This window comes from Caballeronia sp. ATUFL_F1_KS39 (genome assembly GCF_023630985.1).
In the GTDB taxonomy this organism is placed as follows: Bacteria; Pseudomonadota; Gammaproteobacteria; order Burkholderiales; family Burkholderiaceae; genus Caballeronia; species Caballeronia zhejiangensis.
The window spans coordinates 1-19522 of sequence record NZ_JALQDZ010000048.1; the positions used below are offsets into that span (position 1 = coordinate 1).

The following is a 19522-nucleotide window of genomic DNA, read 5'->3' on the forward strand; positions in this document are numbered from 1 at the left end:
GCTACCGCTTCGAGCGAACGGGAGAGATCAGCTTCCGGACGCCAGATTCAATATACAAGTAACCAAAGAAAGCAGCTTTTCAGGCCCGCGGTCACACGCAATTTGGGTAGTTCTCTCGTCCACGGCGGCACTCGCCTAAAGAGTGCCCTCATAAGCCCCATCCGGCTTGGCTCGCGCACGGTCCGCCGCCCAATAACTTCGAGCGCGCCGGTTCAGCACGAAACAGCTCCGGCACAGCGCTACGCGCTGCCGCCGGGTATGCAAGGGAAACCAAAGGGCGGCGATTGCAGTGAGATGGAGACGTTAGCAGAGAAGCACATGCACTCCCGATTGACCGGTCGGCCGCGAAGCGGGCCGGAGCTATTTGGTGCTGAACCCGTTTGGCGTGTGGTGCGATGAGACAGACCGTGCGCGAGCCAAGTCCGATGGGGCCTATGAGGGCACTCTTTAGGCAGCCCACGAAGGACGAGAGGACTACCCAAATTGCGTGTGACCGCGGGCGTATCAGTAGCTGCTTTCTTTGCTTACTTTCTTTGCAGCAGCAAAGAAAGTGAGTGCCGCCCCGCACAGGGGCAGTGCTAATAGACCGACACGAAATCAGGCTTCCACACAAACGCAAGCGAACAGAACCGAACCGAAACAAGGAGCAAACAAAGAGATGAAGAAGATCATCAACAACCCTGAAGCCTTCGTCGATGAAATCATCGAATCCCTGCTGATAGCGCATCCAAAATGGATCAAACCCGCGACAGGAGACAAACGCGCACTCGTCCGCGCTGACGCCCCGACGCAAGGCCGCGTAGGCATCGTCACCGGCGGTGGCTCGGGCCACATGCCCGGCTTCCTCGGCTACGTAGGCGAGGGCCTATGCGCCGGCGTGGCAGTAGGCAACGTCTTCTCATCGCCATCATCGGAACAGATATTCGAAGCGACGAAAGCAGTCAACGGCGATGCAGGCGTGCTCTACGTCTACGGCAACTACGGCGGCGACGTGCTCAACTTCGATCTCGCCGCGGACCTCGCGGAAGCCGAAGGCATCGACATCAAAACGGTCGTGCTGACCGACGATGTCGCCTCCGCACCGAAAGACCGCGCCGCCGACCGACGCGGCGTCGCCGGCATGGTCTTCGCATTCAAATGCGCTGGCGCCGCAGCAGAACGCGGCGATTCGCTCGACGACGTCGCGCGCATCTGCGCCAAGGCCAACGCGAATTGCCGCACGATGGGCGTCGGCCTCTCGCCGACCATCCTGCCCGCCGCAGGCAAACCGACGTTCACGCTGCCCGAAGGCGAGATGGAAATCGGCATCGGCATACACGGCGAACCCGGCACGCATCGCGGCAAGCTCGAATCCGCCGATGCCATCGCCGAGCGCATCACGAAGCAGATCGTCGGCGATCTCGCCGCGCCGAAAGGCTCGCGCGTCGCGTTGCTCGTCAACGGCCTCGGCGCGACGCCGCTCGAAGAGCTCTATCTGCTGTACCGGCATTCGGCGAAACTCATCGCCGATGAAGGCCTGAAAATCGCGCGCTCGTATGTCGGCGAATACGTGACGAGTCTCGAGATGGCGGGCGCATCGATCACGATCATGCTGCTCGACGACGAACTCGAGGCGCTGCTCGAAGCGCCCGCGCGTTCGCCGTTCTTCCGCGACGGCACCGAATCCTGAAAGGAGCGTGCAATGAGTGTGACGAGCAAGGAACTGCGGGACATCCTCACGCGCGCGCTGAACGCGCTTCCCGCACACGCCGATGAACTGCGCGATCTCGACGCGGCGCTCGGCGATGGCGATCTCGGCATCACGGTGCAGGCGGGATCGACGGCAGTCGTGAAAGCGTTGAACGCATTGCCCGACGAGGCGACGTTGAACGACATCATGCTGGCCGCGGCCAAGGCATTCTCGACGGCGAATCCGTCGACGTTCGCGGCGCTCGTCGGCGGCGGATTGATCGCAGCGGCGAAGACGGTGAAGGACAAGAACGCGATCGGCCGCGAAGATGCGCTTGCGATCGGTCAGGCGGTGGCGGCGCGCATCATCGAACGCGGCAAGAGTCAGGTCGGCGACAAGACCGTGCTCGATGCGCTCGTGCCGAGTCTCGATGTGCTGGCCGCATCGCAAGGCAGCGCGACGGACACGCTCGATGCCATGATCGCCAAGGCACGCGAGCAGGTCAGCGCGACTGCCACGATGCAGTCGAAGAAGGGCCGCGCGGCATGGGTGCAGGAGCGCAGCATCGGGCACGCGGATCCCGGTGCGACGGCTTATGTCAGGTTTCTAGAGGCGTTGAGAGATGCGGTCGGGGGATGAATGCCGCCCTAGCGTGATAACGTTCGTGCCGCGGCCTTAACTTCGTCTAATGTAGCCGCGGCGAGCCAATGACAATAGCCACCCAAGGTTGTTCGATCAATGTGCCCCAGTTCGATCGTTCCATAGTTTCCCGCTCGAAAGTCGTGCTTCGACCAATAACTGTCCGTGTGCCACGCGTGAATGTGCAGGACATCGCTTGCAATTTTTCGATCTCCCGAGGTGAAGTGATCAAGTAAGCCAAGCGAACAGCGTTGCGGATACGTGAGGCGCAGGGCAAGTTCGCCAGCGTACATGGTCAAAACCTGCTTGCTCCAGCCCGGCCACTCGCCCGTAAAGTCGGCGAACTCTTCTTGCAGAAGACGTTCGCAATTTTCCATCTGAGAAGCCAAAAAGTTCAGCACCATTTCCGTAGGGCCGAGAACCGACGCGCCCACGTTGTGCGTGCCGTTATGCGGGAACCCCCATCGCTCACTGCATTCGGCTAGTTTTCGACGGACCGACTCCGAATAAGCATATGCGCCGAATCCGAGGCAAAGACCTGATGGCTCAAACTCGACTAACGCAGAAGTCACAAACGTGTCGCAATCTGTTTTGAGGATGTATTCGTACTCACGACAGAGGTCGAATACAGCGGGGCTGACTAGATTTGCTACCGAATTGATGAACTTATAGTCCGACCACGCGGCATGCTCGTCCGCGAAGGGTAGCGCGGTGATGTATCGAATTCGATCGTTTGAAGGAAGTTTCTTCAGGGCGTCAGGGTGGCAGACGGCGATGAGATCACACGTCGCAGTTGCACCCGAGAAGATCAAGCTTTTGTACAGCCACGAGAATTCCTCGAGCATTGTGGCAGCATTGTCTACGTAGACGAGTATGCCGGTGCGGTGGTTTTTCACGTATTTCCCCTGCCATAAATATTACGGATGCCGAAGTGTACCATTCGTGATCTGACCGCCGCATGAAAGCTTGACATCGATCATTCTTGTTTCGTTACTCTTCTCCTTTTGTAAAAAACTCATTCGCAACAATCGACGCCGTGCGAATCGATATCTAAGCTTACTCGCGTCTGTCGTCTTGTTGAGGCGGACGCTCAATATGCACATCTAGATACACAAGGATAATAACCATGTCTTGCATTTTCTTTGTCGGTCTGCGCGACGATGAAATGGTTGAGTATGATTCGACTTTCAACGTTTGGAACGGTCGTTGGGGCCTCAACAACCAAGGCGGTGACCCAGTCACGATCGACGCAAACGATGGTGCTATCGCCATAAAGACAAAGGGTTTGTACCGCGTCTCCGGCCTGATCACTGGAATCGCGGCTCCATCGACAGGCGATAACGACCTGGTTCGCGCGTATATCAACCTCCCGCCGGATCAATTGGAGCGAGATCCAAGCTATCCGGATCCTTATTACTTCGGATCGCAAACGAAGAACGTCGGCGGAAGAACGACGCTGCCTTTCTCGGGTCATCTCGTCTTGACGACCTGGCCCAAGTTCACGTTCTACGTCAGCAGGAACTTCAGATCGCTTTCGACGAACCTATTGTTCGAATACGTTCAGCAATGATTGCATGAACCTGACGCGTCCTATACGAATGTTTCATCGAAAGACAGCCGTTAGGATTGCAATGATTCATTGACCGCGCCGAAACCCCCCCCGCCCCCAAGGCATCATATGGGGGCTCTACGTCTCTACCGGCGCGCTCCAATCAGGTGAAAACGGGGTGCGTCCTCGCGGCCAACGCCTTCACGCTCGCTTCCTCTGCACCACGACCTCACGCTCGCGCTTGCCCGCCGGCACCACCTTCAACTTCTTGCGCGTAAGAGCGAGCGCTTCGGCCTTCGTTGCGACGCACGGCCCTGAGCCGAGCAAAGGCTGACGCGCCGTCTCGCGCAACGCGAGCACGGACACCACGCCAATCACGGATGCCGCCATCAGGTAATACGCGGGCATCATCAGATTGCCGGTCGCATCGACGAGCCACGCCGTGACGAGCGGCGTCGTGCCGCCGAAGAGCGACACGGATACGTTGAAACCGATGGCGAGCGCGCCATAACGAATGCGCGTCGGAAAGAGCGCGGGCAGCGATGAAGGCATCACGCCGGTGAACGTCGATAGCAGCGCGCCGAGTATCAGCAAGCCGAGAAACACCGGAAGCATCGCGCCCGTTTGAACGAGCAGCAACGCGGGAATCGACAGCGCGAAAAGCCCGATGCAGCCGATCATCATCACCGGCTTGCGGCCGATGAGATCGGAGAGATGGCCCGCGAAGAGCGTCATCGGGATCATCAGCATCATCACGAGCAACACGAGAAACAGGCCGTGCGTTTCATCGAAGTGCAGCGTCGCCGAAAGAAAGCTTGGCAGATACGACAGCGCCATATAGTCGGTAACGTTGAAGATCAGCACGAGGCCGACGCATTGCATCATCGGCTTGAATTGCCGCGACAGCAGTTCGGCCAACGATTGTTTCGGACGCGACCGTTCATGCGCCTCCCGTGTCTCGGCTTCCTTCTTGAACGCGGGCGTCTCTTCGAGCTTCATGCGGATATACAAGCCGACCAGCCCGAGCGGACCCGCGATCATGAACGGCACGCGCCATCCCCATGAAAGCAGCGCGTCGTGCGGGAGCAGGGCGGTCAGCAACGCGACCGTGCCCGCGCCGAGGATATAGCCCGCGAGCGTGCCGACCTCCAGAAAGCTGCCATAGAAGCCGCGCCGCGCATCGGTCGAGAACTCAGCGATGAACGTCGCCGCGCCGCCGTATTCGCCGCCCGTCGAGAAGCCTTGCACGAGACGCGCGACGAGCAGGAGAACGGGCGCGAGAATGCCGATCGAGTGATAGCTCGGAATCAGGCCGATGCAGAACGTGCCGACGGCCATCATGATCATCGTCATTGCGAGCACGCGCTGGCGGCCGATCCTGTCGCCGAGCGGCCCGAAGACCATCCCGCCGACAGGACGCACGAGAAACGCAGCGGCGAACGTGCCGAAGGTCGCGATCAACTGCGCGGACGGACTGCTCGACGGAAAAAATACTTTCCCCAGCACGACGGCGATATAGCTATACACGCCAAAGTCGAACCATTCCATGGCGTTGCCGAGCGCCATCGCGCCGACGGCACGCTTCAGCAAGGCATGGTCGACTACCGTGATATCGCCCAGCGTGAGATGCGGCGACGTTTTGCTTCGGGCGTTGCGCTCGTGCGAGAGGCTCAATTGTCTCACTCCTGATTTCGCGGCGAACGCGAGGGACTGCGTTGCGTTCGCGCGGAAGGCCGCCGATGGGGCGCGGGGCCCTCGGCACGATGAATGATCAGAGTGTGCGGGTCGCGGCGCGTGCATGCCTTCGCTCACGCGTCCTTGAATCGGCAGAAAACGACACTCGCATCATTGCAATGTCGGATTGCATCGCACACGCGACGCGCAAGCGTTGGCCTCGGTCCGACAGGAGCGCCTTGACGCGATCATCGCTCAACGCGCCAATCCCTTTACGCGCAACGCTCACAGCGATTCAGCGCGTCATTGGCACGAGCCATGCATTTGATGAAGCGGGCGCGATGCCGCCGGCACGATGATTTCATTCCGGGAACCGTGTCGACGGATCGCGCCTCTTTTTATCGACGGATTCACGGGGTTGCCATGAAAGCGGAGACCATCGCCGTTCTTCTCGCCGCGAGCGCGGCGTCGTCGGCCGTGCCTGCGTTCGCGCACGATTGCGGCGCGGCGAACATGCAGTGCGAAAGCGCGGTGAAGCATGTATCGCACAAGGAGAACAGCGCGCGGGCGGTTCATGGGATGCGCGCGAAGAGCACCGGACACGAAATGCCCGACGCTGCCAAGACGCCGCCAATCGAACACGAGCAGCACGACAGCATCGATGCGTGGTATCGCGGCGGCTGATCGCTCAATCGAACGTGATGCCGTCGAAACGATGTCCGCCGAGCGGACTGATCAGATAGCCATGCACGCGTTTCGATATCGGCTGGAAGATGTTGGCGTGCGCGAGCGGCGTGTACGGCACCTGATCCTTGAACACCACTTGCGCTTCTTCATAGAGCTTCGTGCGCGCGTTCTGATCGGTGACGAGACGCGCTTTCGCGAGCAGATCGTCGAACTGCCTGTTGCACCACTTCGCCATGTTGCTGCCGTGAACCGCGTCGCAACCGAGCGTCGTGCCGAGCCAGTTGTCGGGATCGCCGTTGTCGCCGAGCCAGCCGTAAAGAATCGCGTCGTGCTCGCCGTTCGTCTTCGCGCGCTTGTTGTACTCGGCCCATTCGTAAGTGACGATGTTCGCCTTCACGCCGATCTTCGCCCAGTCCGATTGGATCAGTTGCGCCATCAGACGCGCGTTCGGGTTATAGCCGCGCTGCACCGGCATCGCCCATAGCGTGATCGTGAAGCCGTTTGGAAAGCCCGCTTCCTTCAGCAGTTCCTTCGCCTTCGCGGGGTCGCGCGGTGCGTCCTTCAGCGCCTTGTTATACGACCATTGCGACGGCGGCATCGGATTCGTCGCGATGGTCGCTGCGCCTTCGTAGACCGTCTTGATGATCGCCTGCTTGTCGATCGCCATGTCGAGCGCGCGGCGCACGTTCACGTTATCGAGCGGCTTGTGCGTCGTGTTGTAGCCCACATACGCGACGTTGAAGCCGACGCCCGACAGCACCGTGAGCTTCGGATCCTGCTTCGCTGCGGCAATGTCGGCGGGACGCGGAAACGACGTCACCTGGCATTCTCCGCTCGATAGCTTCTGCTGACGCACGGCGGCATCGGGCGTGATCGAGAAAACCAGCTTGTCGATATGCACGTCCTTGCGGTTCCAGTAAGTCGGATTGGCGTCGTAGCGGATCGTCGCGTCCTTCTGATAGTCGCGGAACACGAACGCGCCCGTGCCCACTGGCTTCTGATTGAGGTCTTCCGGCTTGCCCTGCTTCAGCAGTTGCGCGGCATATTCCGCCGATACGATCGATGCGAACTCCATCGCGATGTTGCGCACGAACACGACATCAGGCGTCTTCAACGTGAAGCGCACGGTGTAGTCGTCGAGCTTGTCGACGGATGCAATGTTCTTGTCGTAGCCGAGATCGGTCAGATACGGGAAGCTGACGGGATGCGCCTTCTGAAACGGCTCGTTCGGATCGATCATGCGCTTGAACGTGAATACGACATCGTCCGCGTCGAAGTCGCGCGTCGGCTTGAACCAGGCGGTCGACTGAAACTTCACGCCGCGCCGAAGATGAAACGTGAAGGTCTTCGCATCCGCGGACTCATCCCACTTCTCGGCGAGACCCGGCACGAGATCGAGCGTGCCGCGCTTGAATTCGACGAGCTGATCGTAGACCGCATGCGCGCCCGCATCGAAGTCGGTGCTCGTCGTGTATTGCGCGGAATCGAAACCGGCGGGGCTGCCTTCGGAACAGAACACGAGCGTCTTGTTCGCCGCCGATGTGGCTTGCGACGTCAATGCGAATGCGGCAAAGAGGGAAACGGCAAGGAGTCGATGCGTCAGAACCATTTTTCTTGTTTGCTCGGAAGAGTGGGCAAGCCGCCTCGCGGCGGGCGTGAGCCATACTCTACCAAGCAAACGTTTTTCGAGCTTGCTACATCGAGCGCAACGCGAAGCGCTTGAGCTTGCCCGTCTCGGTGCGCGGCAACGCCGTTAGAAACGTCACGATGCGCGGATACTTGTAAGGCGCGACAGTGCGCTTGACGAACGCCTGCAATTCAGCAATGAGCGCATCGTCGCCGGTGAAACCGGGATTGAGCACGACGAACGCCTTTACCACTTGCCCGCGCGTTTCATCGGGCACGCCGATCACGCCGCATTCCGCCACCGCTTCATGCTGCATCAGCACGCTTTCCACTTCCGGCCCGGAGATGTTGTAGCCCGCCGATACGATCATGTCGTCGGCGCGCGCCTGATAGAACACGTAACCGTCATCATCGATCACGACGGAATCGCCGGGCAAGTTCCAGCCGTCGCGCACGAATTTCGACTGACGTTCATCGGCGAGATAGCGGCAACCCGTCGGGCCGCGCACCGCGAGCTTGCCGATGGTTCCGGGCGGCACCGGCTGCATCGCATCGTCGACGGCCTGCACGATATAGCCCGGCACCGCGCGTCCGATCGCGTGCTCGCGCACGTCCGCACCCGCCGACGAAACGAAGATATGGATCATCTCCGTGCCGCCGATGCCGTCGATCATTTCGATGCCGCTCGCTTCGCGCCATGACGCGCGCGTGGAATCGGGCAACGCTTCGCCCGCCGACACGGTCTTCTTCAGGCTCGACACATCGAAGCCTTCGATGAGCGGCGCCATCTGCCGATAGAACGTCGGCGCAGTGAACATGATCGTCGCGCGAAAGCGCTGCACGGTTTGCAGGAGCGTTTCGGGCGTGAGCTTTTCGAGCAGGATCGTCGACGCGCCCACGCGCAATGGAAAGCACAGCAGGCCGCCGAGGCCGAACGTGAACGCGAGCGGCGGCGTGCCGCAGAACACATCGTCGGCCGTGGGCTTCAGGATGTGTCGCGGGAACAGATCGCACATCGCAAGGACGTCGCGATGAAAGTGCGTGCAGCCTTTCGGCGCGCCGGTCGTGCCGCTCGTGAATGCGATGAGGCACACGTCGTCGGCGGCGGTGTCGCAGGCATCGAAATGATCGGGCTTGCTTCGAGCCAGCGATTCGAGCGACGCGGGTGCATCGTCGTGAAACGTCAGCACTTGCGCGAGCGCTTCGCAATGGAAGTCGTCGCCTTTCGTCGTGCAGCGCTGCAGTTCTTCCATGAGACGCACATCGCATAGCGCCGCCGATATCCGCGCCTTCTCGATGATCTGCTTCAGTTCTTTCGCGCGCAGCAGCGGCATCGTCGGCACGACGACGAGACCGGCCTTCAGCGCCGCGAAGAACGCGACGGCCATCTGCAAGGTATTCGGCCCGCGCAACAACACGCGATTGCCCGGACGCAAACCCATTTCATCGACGAGCACATGCGCGCTGCGATTCACGAGCGTGCGCAACTCGCGATACGTCGTTGCGTGCGGCTCGCCGTTCGCATCGGACCAGATCGCCGTGCGATCGCCATGTCCGCTTTCGATCGCGCGATCCAGCAATTCGGTCGCGCAATTCACGCGCGCCGGATAAGCGACGTCCGCATTGTCGAGCATGAGCACCGGCCATTGTTCCTGCGGCGGCAAATGTTCGCGCGCGAAAGTATCGATGTGTGCCGAGCGTTCCATCGTGTCCTCCGCTTAGTCGGGGATAACAGCCGTGGCTTCGATCTCCACCAGCGCATCGTCTTCGATGAGCGCGACGACTTGCACCGCACTCATCGCGATGTCGTAATCGCCGATCAGCTCGCGGAACGCCGCGCCGATTTCCTTCGCCGCCGCGAGATACGCGCGCTTGTCGGTCACGTACCACGTCATGCGAACGAGATGCTCCGGCTTGCCGCCCGCTTCGCGCAGCACGGCCACGATATTGCGCAGCGCCTGCGCGGCCTGAGCGCCGAATGCGTTGCTGACGAAGCGCGCCTCTTCGTCCCAGCCGATCTGCCCCGCGATGAACACCTGCGTGCCGCGCACCGCGACGCCGTTCGCGTAACCGCGCGGCTTGATCCAGTCTGAAGGCTGAAGGGTCTTTTTCATGAGCGTGATTCCTCTTGAAGTGCGCGGCTCGTGCCCGGCGCGAACCGTTCGATCGCGAGGGCGATGTCGCCGGGAATGGCGATCGAGCGGCCATCGTCGAGCGATGTCGTCACGAGGACCTGCTTCGCGCGAAAGCGCACTTCGCCGTCGCAATGACAGACGATGTCGATGCGGATCGAGCGCTGTCCGACGGAATCGACCGCGAGCGACAGCGTCACCGTTTCGCCCATGCGGCTCGGTCGCGAGAACTCGCAATTGAGCTTGACGATGGGAAGTCCGACGCGGCGCCGCGAGATCATGTGCGCGTAGTCGATGCCGAGCGCATCGTCGAACCAGTCTTCGACGAGCATGTTCGTCATCACCAGGTATTGCGGAAAGTACACGATGCCCGCCGGATCGCAGTGCGCGAAGCGGATTCGCATCGGCATGTCGAAGCGTTGTGTCATCGTTGATGTGCTCCGTGCGCCTTGAGCAAGTCGCGTCCGACGATCAACTGCTGCACTTCCGTCGCGCCTTCATAGATGCGCAGCGCGCGTATCTCGCGATACAGCGATTCGACCGCCGTACCGCTCTTCACGCCGAGGCCGCCCCACAACTGCACGGCTGCATCGATGACCTGTTGCGCGCCTTCGCTCGCGTGCCATTTCGCCATCGCGGCTTCGCGCGTCACGCTCTCGCCCTGATCGCGCAGCCACGCGGCGCGATACACGAGCAGCGCGCTCGTGTCGATGGTCAACGCCATCTGCGCGAGCTTCGCCTGCGTGAGCTGAAAGTCGCCGAGCGTCTGGCCGAACATCTTGCGCGATGCGGCGCGTTCGAGCCCTTCCTGCATCGCGTGACGCGCGAAGCCGAGCGATGCCGCCGCCACCGACGTGCGGAAGATATCGAGCGTGCGCATCGCGATCTTGAAGCCTTCGCCCGCGGCGCCCAGCATCTGACTGCGCGGCACGCGCGCGTTCTCGAAGTGCAGGCGCGCGAGCGGATGCGGCGCGATCACGTCGATGCGTTCGGCGATCTGCAAGCCGGGCGTATCCGCATCGACGATGAACGCGCTGATGCCGCGCGAGCCCGGCGCTTCGCCTGTGCGCGCGAACACGACATGGAAGTCCGCGATGCCGCCGTTCGATATCCACGTCTTGTCGCCGTTCAGCACGTAGGCGTCGCCATCGGCGCGCGCATCGAGCGACATCGCCGCGACATCCGATCCCGCTTCCGGTTCCGACAACGCGAACGCCGCCAATGCAGTGCCGTTCGCGACGCGCGGCAAATAGCGCTCTTTCTGCGCATCGGTGCCGGCGAGCGATATGGCGCCCGAGCCGAGCCCTTGCATCGCGAAGGCGAAGTCCGCGAGGCCGTCGTGTTTCGCGAGCGTTTCGCGCAGCAGGCACACGGCGCGCGTGTCGATCGTATCGTTCGATGCGCCGTATCGGGTGCCGCCGATGCAATGCCTGAGCCATCCCGCATCGCCGAGCATGCGCACGAGGCGCTTGCAGGCCGCGTCGGTATCGGCGTGATCGACATGCTTCAGATGCTCGTTCGCCCATGCATCGGCATCGCGTGCGAGTTCGCGATGTCTCTCATCGAAGAAGGGCCATGCGAGCGCGCTGTGTGGATCGGCGTTCATTCAGTCTCCTTCGAACACGGGACGCGTCTTCCCCGCGAACGCGCGATAGGCGCGCTCGAAATCGCGCGTGCTCATGCAGATGGCTTGCGCCTGCGCTTCCGATTCGATCGCTTGGTCGATGCTCATGCTCCATTCCTGATGCAGCATCTTCTTCGTGATGCCGTGCGCGAAGGTCGGCCCGGCGACGAGTTCGGACGCGAGCTTCGCGGCTTCGTCGAGCAAGGTTTCGGGTGCGCAAAGGCGGTTGTAGAAGCCCCAGTGATAGCCTTCTTCGCCGCTTGCCGAGCGGCCCGTGAAGAGCAATTCGGCAGCGCGTCCCTGACCGATGATGCGCGGCAGAATCGAACACGCGCCCATGTCGCAGCCCGCGAGACCGACGCGCGCAAAGAGAAATGCGAGCTTGCTGCGCGCGGTGCCGAGACGCATGTCGGACGCCATCGCGAGGATCGCGCCCGCGCCCGCGCAGACGCCATCGACGGCGGCTATGATCGGCTGCGGGCAATGACGCATCGCCTTGACGAGATCGCCCGTCATGCGTGTGAAGAGCAATAGCTCGGGCATCGGTAGATCGATCAGCGGTGCGATGATTTCATGCACGTCGCCGCCGGAGCAGAAGTTGTCGCCCGCGCCGTGGATCACGACGGCTTTCACATCGGTCGCATAGGCGAGTTGCCGAAACAGATCGCGCAACTCCGCATACGATTCGAACGTCAGCGGGTTCTTGCGTTCGGGCCGGTTCAGCATGATCGTCGCGACATCGTTCGTGACGGACCATCCGAAGTGCGTCGCGCGATAGTCCGCGAGCGTTACGCGATTGCCGGCGAGAAGCGCATCGGCGCTCGATGAGCTCATCTGTGTCTCCTTAGTCCTTCAGCGTCTTCAGCAGATGCTGCTTCAGCTTGCCGAGCCGCTGATGCGTCTGCGATTTTTCGTTCAGTTCGAGACCGCCGAACATTTCGACGACCCATTGCTCATGCGCGGTCGCCATCTTGTCGAACGCGGCGCGGCCTTGCGGCGTGAGACGCACGCTCGTCGAACGGCGATCGTTCGGATCGGCATAACGCGATACCAGTCCTTCTTTTTCGAGCTGATCCGTGATGCCCGTCACATTGCCGCCGGTGACCATCATGCGGCGCGATAGCTCGGTCATCTTCAGGCCCTCGGGATGACGTTCGAGTTGGGCCATCAGGTCGAAGCGCGGCAAGGTCGTATCGAACTCGGTGCGCAGGCGCTTGCGCAGTTCGGCTTGCACGAGGTTCGTCGTGGTCAGCATGCGCAGCCATAAGCGCAGTCCCATGTGGCTGTCGGCGCCGGTGCTCATCTCGAGATCGACGACGTTGTCCGCCGGTTTCTCCACGCCCTTGCGCGGCGCTTTCTGCTCGGTTGCGGCGTTCGTCTTCTTGTTGCCTGCGATGTTGCTCACGTTACTTCTCCACCTGATACGGATATCGACTGGCCGTTCATCGCATCGGAACCGGGCGCGCACAGCCATAGCACGGCGTTGGCGACTTCTTCCGGCTGCACGAAACGGCGTTGCGGGTTGTTGCGCACGAGCGCATCGCGTGCGTCCTGTTCGCTGCGCGCGGTCTTCGACATGATCTGATCCAGCGATGCGCGCAGCAGCTCGGTTTCGGTATAACCGGGGCATACCGCGTTGACGGTTATGCCCTTCGTCGCGACTTCGAGAGCGAGCGCGCGCGTGAGACCGATGACGCCATGCTTCGCTGCGCAATACGCCGCGACATACGCATAACCGATCTGTCCCGCCGTGCTCGCGACATTCACGATGCGGCCAAAGCCACGCTCCAGCATCGACGGCAACACGGCGCGCGTGCAGAAGAACACGCCGGTGAGATTGACGTCGATCATGCGTTGCCACAGTGCCGCATCGGTTTGCGTGAAAGGCGCGGCTTGCGCGTGGCCTGCGTTGTTCACGAGGATATCGGCCGGACCGGCGCGCGAGAAGGCTTCGGCGACGGCGGCTTCATTCGTCACATCGACGCGTATGCACGCGACGTCGGCGTAATCGCGCATCGCGTCGCGCTGCGCCTCGAGGCGCGCGAGATCGCGGCCCATCAGCGTGATGCGTGCGCCGGCATGCGCGAGCGCCTCTGCGCACGATGCGCCGATGCCGCTGCCACCGCCTGTCACGACCGCGTGTTTGTCGGCGAGAGTCGTCATGATCAGACCGTTCCTTCAGCGCGTTGCGCGCGTTCTTGCGGCGTGAGGCGCGCATTGTCGGCGGCCAGTGCGCGCTCGCGTTCGAGATTGCGTTCCAGTTGCGATTTGGCGGCCGCGTATTGCTTCGGCCACGCGATATCGAAGTAGCCGATCTTCGCGGCCTCGTTCAATGTCCACGATGGATTCGCGAGATGCGGGCGCGCCACCGCGCACAAGTCCGCACGTCCCGCGGCGATGATGCTGTTCACGTGATCCGCTTCCGAGATCGCGCCGACCGCGATGGTCGCGATACCCGCTTCATTGCGTATGCGATCCGCGAACGGCGTCTGGAACATGCGCCCGAACACAGGCTTCTCCTGCTTGCTGACTTGCCCTGAAGAGACGTCGATCATGTCCGCGCCGGCCGCCTTGAATGCGCGCGCGATCTCGACGGCGTCGTCGGGCGTCGTCCCGCCATCGACCCAATCGTGCGCGGAGATGCGAACGGACATCGGCTTGTCTTGCGGCCACACGGCGCGCATCGCCTTGAATACTTCGAGCGGATAACGCAGGCGATTTTCGAGCGAGCCGCCGTATTCGTCAGTGCGATGATTGGTCAGCGGCGAGAGAAAGCTCGACAGAAAGTAGCCATGCGCGCAGTGCAGTTCGAGCCAGTCGAAGCCTGCAAGCGCGGCCATTTCCGTGGCGCGCACGAACTGCGTTTCGATCTCGCGCAATTCGTCGTGCGATGCCTCGCGCGACCATTGGCTCACGCCGTGCAGATACTGTTGTGGCGATGCGGAAACCAGCGGCCAGTTGCCATCGGGAAGCGGCTGATCGATGCCTTCCCAGCTCACGCGCGTCGATGCCTTCGCGCCCGCATGGCCGAGCTGCATGCCGATCTTCGCATCCGATTGCGCATGCACGAAATCGACGATGCGCTTCCACGCCGCGAGATGCTCCGGCGCATACATGCCCGGACATCCCGGCGTGATGCGCGCTTCGGGCGACACGCAGGTCATCTCGGTCATCACGAGCGCGGCGCCGCCCATCGCGCGCGCGCCGAGATGCATCAGGTGATAGTCGCCCGCGATGCCATCGACGGCGGAATACTGCGCCATCGGCGAAACGACCACGCGATTCTTCAGCGTGACGCCGCGCAATGTGAACGGCGTGAACATCGGCGGAACGGATCGTTGCCGCGCGTTGCGCTCGATGCCCGCACGCGCGGCGAGCCAGTCTTCGAATGAGGCGAGATATCCTGCATCGCGCTCGCGCAGGTTTTCATGCGAAATGCGCTGCGAGCGCGTGAGCAACGAGTATGCAAACTGCTCGGGCTCGAACGACGCGTATCGATCCACATGCTCGAACCACTCCGTCGAATTGCGCGCGGCATTCTGAATGCGCAATACATCGACGCTGCGTACTTGCGTGTAATGCGCGAGCGCGCCTTCGAGATCGCCGTTCTTCATCGCGAACGCAGTGTCGATGCTGTTCGCGAGTTCGATCGCATCTTCGAGCGCGAGCTTCGTCCCCGATCCGATCGAAAAATGCGCGGTATGCGCGGCATCGCCCATCAACACGACGGGCGTCCGTTTGCCATTCGCGGATTCGCGCCAATGCACCCATTCGCGATTGACGACGCGCGGAAAGCGGATCCATTGCGCCGATCCGCGCAAGTGCGTGGCGTTCGAGATCAGCGCGTGGCCGTCGAGATGCTTCGCAAAAAGCTTTTCGCAGAACGCGATGCCGTCTTCCTTGCTCATGTCGGCGAGGCCGGCCGCACGCCATACGCGTTCGGGCGCCTCGACGATGAACGTCGACGTGTCTTCATCGAAGCGATAAGCATGCGCCTGAAACCAGCCCCATTCGGTTTTTTCGAACGCGAACGTGAATGCGTCGAAGCACTTGTGCGTGCCGAGCCACACGAAGCGGCAATCGCGCATGTCGATATCGGGCTGATACGTCGACGCGTATTTCTGCCGGATCGCGCTGTTCAATCCGTCGCTCGCGATGATGAGGTCGGCGTCGTAGTCCTCGTCGTTCATGACTTGCGTTTCGAAGACGAGCTTCACGCCGAGGTCTTCGCAACGCGCTTGCAGGATATTCAGCAGACGTTTGCGGCCGATGCCGCAGAAGCCGTGACCCGACGAGCGCACGGTGCGCCCGCCGATGTGGACGTCGATGTCGTCCCAGTGATTGAAGGCGTCGAGAATGGCATCGGCGCTTGGCGGGTCCGCCGCGCGCAGGTTGCCGAGCGTCTGGTCGGAGAACACGACGCCCCAGCCGAACGTGTCGTAAGGACGGTTGCGTTCGACGACGGTGATGTCGTAAGCGGGATGGCGGCGCTTCATCAAAAGCGCGAAATACAGGCCCGCCGGACCTCCGCCGATGCAGACGATACGCATGCTTGCTCTCCGACTCGTGTCTTTCCTCGTGATAATTTAGGTTTGGATAATTTAGATGTCAAGTAAAAAGACGACGGAGCGCACCGCGCGTCCGTACTTTTCCCCGCTAGTCTTCGCGGATTTCCCGTGCGCAACGCTGCAAGCGGATGAATGCCCGATACCGCGCGTCGTGAAGGCGCGCGAGATCGCCCGTTGCCGGCGCGTAGGTTTTTTCGACGCGCGCCATGCCGCTCATCGCCGATCGAACGTCGCCGAACAGGCCGCCCGCCACCGCGCCGAGCATCGCGGCGCCGAGCAGCACCGGCTCATCGACCTGCGTGGCCAGCACCGGCTTGCCGGTCGCATCGGCGAGCAGCTGCCGGACGAGATCGAGCCGGCCCGCGCCGCCGCTGATCATCACGCGCTCGATCGGCGCGCCGGCGTCCGCCTGCGCTTCGATGATCTGCCGCAGACCATAAGCGATGCTGCACACGCCGGCGACATACAGCGCGACCAGATTGTCGAGGCCGGCTTCCATGCCGAGACCGGCGATGACCGCGCGCGCGTGCGGATCGGCGAAGGGCGCGCGGTTGCCGAGAAACTCCGGGACGACGTGCAGGCCATCGGCGAGCTTCACCGCGTCCGACAGGCTGCCGGAGGCCTGAGCCGCCAAGCCGGCGAGCATGGCCGGCAGCGATTCGCCGCGCTCTTTCGCGCGAAGCGTGGCTTCGGCGGCGGCGGGATGCATCGCGAGCAGGCGCTCGATCGCCGCGCCGGCGACCGATTGACCGCCTTCGTTGAGCCACGCCTGCGGCACCATCGCCGAGAAGTACGGGCCCCAGACGCCGGGCACGAAGACCGGCTCGGCGGTCGTCGTCATCGTGCATGACGACGTGCCGAACACATAGGCGAGGCACGACTCCGGATCGCCCTGTGCGCCCACGGTGCCGATGCCGCCCGCATGGGCATCGATCACGCCCGCGCCGACCGGTGTGCCCGCGATCAGCCCGAGTTCCGCGGCGGCGCGTTCGGTCAGCCCGTTGCCGAGCCGCGTGCCCGGTTCGACCACCTGCTGGCCGATGCGCGCGAAGCCCTCGTCCGCCAGCGCGCCGAGACCGATGGTCCGGAAATAGCTCTCGTCCCAGCGCCGTTCATGCGCGAGATAGGTCCACTTGCAGGTCACGGTGCAGACCGACCGCGACGTATCGCCGGTCGCGCGCCATGTCAGGAAGTCGGTGAGATCGAAGAATTGCCATGCGGCGTCGAAGACGCGCGGACGGTTTTCCAGAAGCCACAACAGCTTCGGCGTCTCCATTTCCGGTGAGATCCTGCCGCCGACGTATTTCAGCACCGCGTGGCCGGTCGCGTTGATGCGCTCCGCCTGCCCGATCGCGCGATGATCCATCCAGACGACGATGTCGCGTTCCGCCTGCTCCGACGGTCCCACGGGCAGCGGTTTGCCGCCATCGCCGAGCACGACGAGCGAGCAGGTCGCATCGAAGCTGATGCCCGCGACGGACTCCGGCGCGATTGCCGCCTGCGCGAGCGCCGCTTTTACGGCGTGGCAGACGGCGCTCCAGATTTCCCCGCTCGATTGCTCGACGATGCCGCCGCTTTCGTGAAACAGCGTGATGTCCTTTTTCGCCGATGCGGCCATGTTGCCGGCGGTATCGAAAATTCCGGCGCGTGCGCTGCCGGTGCCGACGTCGACGCCAACGACGTAGCGTTCGCCGGCGCTGCGGTTGCTTGCGTTCATCTCTCTGTCCGTGGTTCGGGATAAGGGCGTCGCAGATCGACGCTGTTCGGCAAACCTGCCGCCGAGTAGTATGCCCGAACCCCGAATTCCGAAGACGGCAACGCGAGGCGCTCGTCTAAAGCCGCTACTTGATGAAGCTGAGTTCCTTGCTGATCTTTTCGAGGATCGGCTTCTTTCTCTCGTTGAAGACCGCCTTGTTTTCCTGGATGAGATTGTTGCCCTTGGTATCGATCGAGATGATCAGCGGGCCGAACTCCTTCACGCGGTTGATCCACAAGGTTTCGGGCATGCCGAGATCCTGCCATTCGGCGCCTTCGATTTCCTCGACGAGCGTCGCCGCGAGCACCGCGCATCCGCCCGGGAAGATCGCATGAACCGCCTTGTGCTCCATGCAGCCCGCGGCCGTTTCCGGTCCCATGCCGCCTTTGCCGACGATCAGCTTCACGCCGGTCTGCTCGATGAACTCGCGCTCGAATTTCTCCATGCGCATGCTCGTCGTCGGTCCGATGGACACCATCTCGAACGCGCCGTCGTCCTTCTTGCGCACGATCGGGCCCGCATGAAAGATCGCGCCGCCGTTGAGATCGACGGGCAGCTCGCGCCCTTGCTCGATCAATCGACGATGCGCGACATCGCGGCACGTCACCAGGCGCCCCGTCAGATAGACGACGTCGCCGACCTTCAGATCCTCGAGGTCTTCGCTTTTGATGGGGGTTGTCAGAACCTTCTTCACAGTACGACTCCTTCATGCGAGAGCACTTCGTAGGACATGTCTGCGTTGATGCGGATCTTGCCGCGGCGATGCGCCCAGCATCCGGTGTTGATGGCCACCCCGATGGTCGACGGATGCCGCGCCGACGATTCGATATTGACGCCCATCACGCTATTGTTTCCGGTGAGCCCCTGAGGGCCGATGCCGACTTCGTTGAGCCCTTGTTCGAGCAACTCTTCCATCAGCGCGGCGCGCGGATTCGCGCTCTTCGAATCGACCGGACGAAGGATCGCCAGCTTCGACAGTCGCGCGGCAGTCTCGACCGAAGTGGATACGCCGACGCCGACGAGCAGCGGCGGGCACGCATTCACGCCGCGCTCGGTGATGACGTCCATCACGAATTCGGCGACGCCTTCATAGCCTTGCCCCGGCATCAGAACCTTCGCCGCGCCGGGAAGCGTGCAGCCGCCGCCCGCCATGTAGACGTCGATCGTGCAGCTGTCCTTCTCCGGCACGATGCGCCAGTCGAGCCACGGAATCTGCGTGCCGGTGTTCGTGCCCGTGTTCTTCTCGTCGAACGTTTCGACGGCGTTGTGACGCAAAGGCCCGAGCTTCGTCGCGCCGGCGGTGGCTTCCTGAAGGATTTCCTCGAGCTCGCCGAGCAGCGGAAAATTCGCGCCCGCCTCGACGAAATACTGGATCACGCCCGTGTCCTGACAGCTCGGACGGTTCAGCTTGTCGGCGGCGTCCTGGTTGCTGTCCATCGAATCGTAAATCGACTTGGCGAGCGGATTGGTTTCCATCGTGCGCAATTCCGCGAGCTTCGCCTTGACATCCTTCGGCAGGCGCTTGCCGATATAGGCGGTGAACTTCGCCATGGTGTCCGTGACGGACTGAATGGCCGCTTCCTTTTCCATCTTGATTC

The 19522-nt window shown here is 62.2% G+C and carries 18 protein-coding genes; 4 read left to right on the top strand and 14 right to left on the bottom strand.

The window, feature by feature from the left end:
- The first annotated feature begins 658 nt into the window (after positions 1 to 658).
- Complete coding sequence (locus tag NCR93_RS24570; RefSeq protein WP_175980496.1) at positions 659 to 1669, top strand: dihydroxyacetone kinase subunit DhaK; 1011 nt, start codon at positions 659 to 661, stop codon at positions 1667 to 1669.
- Positions 1670 to 1681: 12 nt separating this feature from the next.
- Positions 1682 to 2308 carry a DAK2 domain-containing protein gene (locus NCR93_RS24575; RefSeq protein WP_175980497.1) on the top strand — a complete coding sequence of 209 codons (627 nt, stop codon included), beginning with the start codon at positions 1682 to 1684 and terminating at the stop codon, positions 2306 to 2308.
- A gap of 8 nt (positions 2309 to 2316) precedes the next feature.
- Here the strand turns inward: NCR93_RS24575 and NCR93_RS24580 are convergent, their stop codons facing one another.
- Positions 2317 to 3204 (bottom strand): DUF7164 domain-containing protein, encoded by an 888-nt coding sequence (locus NCR93_RS24580; protein ID WP_250497433.1) that lies wholly within the window; start codon positions 3202 to 3204, stop codon positions 2317 to 2319.
- 230 nt (positions 3205 to 3434) lie between these two features.
- Here NCR93_RS24580 and NCR93_RS24585 point away from each other — a divergent pair, with 230 nt between their 5' ends.
- Complete coding sequence (locus NCR93_RS24585) at positions 3435 to 3878, top strand: hypothetical protein (RefSeq protein WP_175980498.1); 444 nt, start codon at positions 3435 to 3437, stop codon at positions 3876 to 3878.
- Positions 3879 to 4058: 180 nt separating this feature from the next.
- On the opposite strand, the gene proP is transcribed toward NCR93_RS24585, so the two are convergent.
- Positions 4059 to 5531, bottom strand: a complete 1473-nt coding sequence (gene proP, locus NCR93_RS24590) for a glycine betaine/L-proline transporter ProP (RefSeq protein ID WP_175980499.1) — start codon at positions 5529 to 5531, stop codon at positions 4059 to 4061.
- 423 nt (positions 5532 to 5954) lie between these two features.
- Here proP and NCR93_RS24595 point away from each other — a divergent pair, with 423 nt between their 5' ends.
- Entirely contained in the window at positions 5955 to 6215 is a 261-nt protein-coding gene (locus NCR93_RS24595) for a hypothetical protein (protein WP_175980500.1), read from the top strand.
- Positions 6216 to 6219: 4 nt separating this feature from the next.
- Here the strand turns inward: NCR93_RS24595 and NCR93_RS24600 are convergent, their stop codons facing one another.
- From NCR93_RS24600 to ttdA, 12 genes are all read right to left on the bottom strand, one after another.
- Positions 6220 to 7827: an ABC transporter substrate-binding protein gene (locus tag NCR93_RS24600; RefSeq protein ID WP_175980501.1), complete on the bottom strand. Its 1608-nt coding sequence runs from the start codon at positions 7825 to 7827 to the stop codon at positions 6220 to 6222.
- A gap of 85 nt (positions 7828 to 7912) precedes the next feature.
- The gene (locus tag NCR93_RS24605; protein WP_175980502.1) at positions 7913 to 9550 is read right to left on the bottom strand and encodes an AMP-binding protein; all 1638 of its coding nucleotides are present in this window, start codon (positions 9548 to 9550) and stop codon (positions 7913 to 7915) included.
- A gap of 12 nt (positions 9551 to 9562) precedes the next feature.
- On the bottom strand, positions 9563 to 9958 hold the full coding sequence (locus tag NCR93_RS24610; protein ID WP_008347482.1) for a RidA family protein: 396 nt from the start codon (positions 9956 to 9958) through the stop codon (positions 9563 to 9565).
- On the bottom strand, positions 9955 to 10404 hold the full coding sequence (locus NCR93_RS24615) for an acyl-CoA thioesterase (protein WP_008347484.1): 450 nt from the start codon (positions 10402 to 10404) through the stop codon (positions 9955 to 9957). Before NCR93_RS24615 ends, NCR93_RS24610 begins: the two co-directional genes overlap by 4 nt.
- Positions 10401 to 11582 (bottom strand): acyl-CoA dehydrogenase family protein, encoded by a 1182-nt coding sequence (locus NCR93_RS24620; RefSeq protein WP_008347485.1) that lies wholly within the window; start codon positions 11580 to 11582, stop codon positions 10401 to 10403. The genes NCR93_RS24615 and NCR93_RS24620 overlap by 4 nt, the downstream gene beginning before the upstream one ends.
- Complete coding sequence (locus NCR93_RS24625) at positions 11583 to 12434, bottom strand: enoyl-CoA hydratase family protein (RefSeq protein ID WP_175980503.1); 852 nt, start codon at positions 12432 to 12434, stop codon at positions 11583 to 11585. It lies immediately after the preceding gene.
- 10 nt (positions 12435 to 12444) lie between these two features.
- Positions 12445 to 13005, bottom strand: a complete 561-nt coding sequence (locus tag NCR93_RS24630) for a MarR family winged helix-turn-helix transcriptional regulator (RefSeq protein ID WP_008347489.1) — start codon at positions 13003 to 13005, stop codon at positions 12445 to 12447.
- Complete coding sequence (locus NCR93_RS24635) at positions 13002 to 13763, bottom strand: SDR family NAD(P)-dependent oxidoreductase (protein ID WP_008347491.1); 762 nt, start codon at positions 13761 to 13763, stop codon at positions 13002 to 13004. The genes NCR93_RS24630 and NCR93_RS24635 overlap by 4 nt, the downstream gene beginning before the upstream one ends.
- Before the next feature lie 2 nt (positions 13764 to 13765).
- On the bottom strand, positions 13766 to 16150 hold the full coding sequence (locus NCR93_RS24640) for a bifunctional salicylyl-CoA 5-hydroxylase/oxidoreductase (RefSeq protein ID WP_175980504.1): 2385 nt from the start codon (positions 16148 to 16150) through the stop codon (positions 13766 to 13768).
- Positions 16151 to 16256: 106 nt separating this feature from the next.
- Entirely contained in the window at positions 16257 to 17885 is a 1629-nt protein-coding gene (locus NCR93_RS24645) for an FGGY-family carbohydrate kinase (RefSeq protein ID WP_175980505.1), read from the bottom strand.
- A gap of 124 nt (positions 17886 to 18009) precedes the next feature.
- The gene (ttdB, locus tag NCR93_RS24650) at positions 18010 to 18618 is read right to left on the bottom strand and encodes a L(+)-tartrate dehydratase subunit beta (protein ID WP_175980506.1); all 609 of its coding nucleotides are present in this window, start codon (positions 18616 to 18618) and stop codon (positions 18010 to 18012) included.
- On the bottom strand, positions 18615 to 19514 hold the full coding sequence (ttdA, locus tag NCR93_RS24655; RefSeq protein WP_008347498.1) for a L(+)-tartrate dehydratase subunit alpha: 900 nt from the start codon (positions 19512 to 19514) through the stop codon (positions 18615 to 18617). Before ttdA ends, ttdB begins: the two co-directional genes overlap by 4 nt.
- Positions 19515 to 19522: the final 8 nt, after the last annotated feature.